Origin of the sequence: Azospirillum formosense (assembly GCF_013340925.1) — a bacterium.
Taxonomy (GTDB): domain Bacteria; phylum Pseudomonadota; class Alphaproteobacteria; order Azospirillales; family Azospirillaceae; genus Azospirillum; species Azospirillum formosense.
Window position 1 is genome coordinate 1 of the sequence record NZ_WHOR01000504.1, and the last position, 1,268, is coordinate 1,268.

The 1,268-nt window shown below is 71.4% G+C and carries 1 protein-coding gene; it reads right to left on the minus strand.

Annotated features, from left to right (window positions below; translation table 11 throughout):
- Positions 1-31: 31 nt before the first annotated feature.
- Positions 32-1,268, minus strand: a 1,237-nt coding sequence (locus GBZ26_RS29430; protein WP_174441810.1) for a multicopper oxidase family protein, incomplete at its 5' end; no start/stop codon positions are given.

Here is a 1,268-nt window from a genome sequence, read left to right on the forward strand (position 1 = left end):
GGGGACGGGCGGTGTTTGGGGGCGGGTCGTTTCACGCGGTCACTCTCAGGACGGCCATCATGCCGGTCTCCTGATGCTCCAGAACATGGCAGTGGAGCATCCAGTCGCCGGCCTCTTCGGCCACGAAGGCGATCTCGGCCGTCTCACGGGGGCCGAGCAGGACGGTATCGCGCCACTCGCGGTGCTCGGCCGGCCGGCCGTTGCGCGAGAGGACACGGAAGGGAAAGCCGTGCAGGTGCATGGGGTGCCACCAGCCGGTCTCGTTGACGAAGGCCGTCACCTGCGTTTGACCGCGTTTGACGGTGATGAGCGGTTCCAGATGGTGATGCCCCATGGATGAATGGCCAGGGGCCGCCACGCCGTTCAGCGCCCAGAAGGGGCCGCGCGGCCCGGCACTCTTCGGCATGGCGCCGTGCATCCCGCCGTCCAGCACCACGTCCTGGCGGACGGCGCCGGCGAGATCGGGTTCGGGCAGCGGGTTTGCGGCCAGCGCGATCGGGGCGTCCAGCGGCGAGTCGCGCAAGGGCGCCTCACTGCCGTAAATCAGCCGGGTCAACCGGTAGGCCATGCGCGGGTAGAAGCCGTCGATCACGTCGAACCCCTCGCCCGGCCGGCCTTCCATATCGATCACCAGGTCGACGCGCTGGCCGGGTCCCAGCACCACCTTGCCGTCCGGCGGAGCGTGCGGCGTCACCGGCTGGCCGTCGAGCGCGATCACCCGCGGCGCGTGCCCCTGGAAGTCGAGCGCGAAGACGCGGGCGTTCGCCGCGTTGATCAGGCGCAGGCGGACGCGCTCCCCGGCGCGGACCGGCACGCTGTCCCGGACGGCGCCGTTGATGGTGACGGTGTTGCCGATGCGCCCGGCGTGTGTGGCGTCCATGGGATGGCCGAACCCGCCGGCCAGTTCCGCCTCCCTGGTCAGGCGCCAGTCGCCGAGCAGCCAGAGCAGGTCGCGGTCGACGCGGATCGGCTCGCGCTCCTCCACGATGAAGGCCCCGGTCAGGCCGTGGGCCACCTGCACCCCGCTGTTGACGTGCGGGTGGTACCAGAAGGTGCCGGCGTCCTTCAGCGGGAACTCGTAGTCGAACCGTCCGCCCGCCGGCACCGGCGGCTGCGACGGGCCGGGCACCCCGTCCATGGCGTTGGGGACGCGCAGGCCATGCCAGTGGATGGTCGTCGGCTCCGGCAGATTGTTCGCGAAAGCGATGCGCGCCGTGTCGCCCTGGCGGAAGCGCAGCTCCGGCCCCGGAACCCGCCCGTCATAGGCC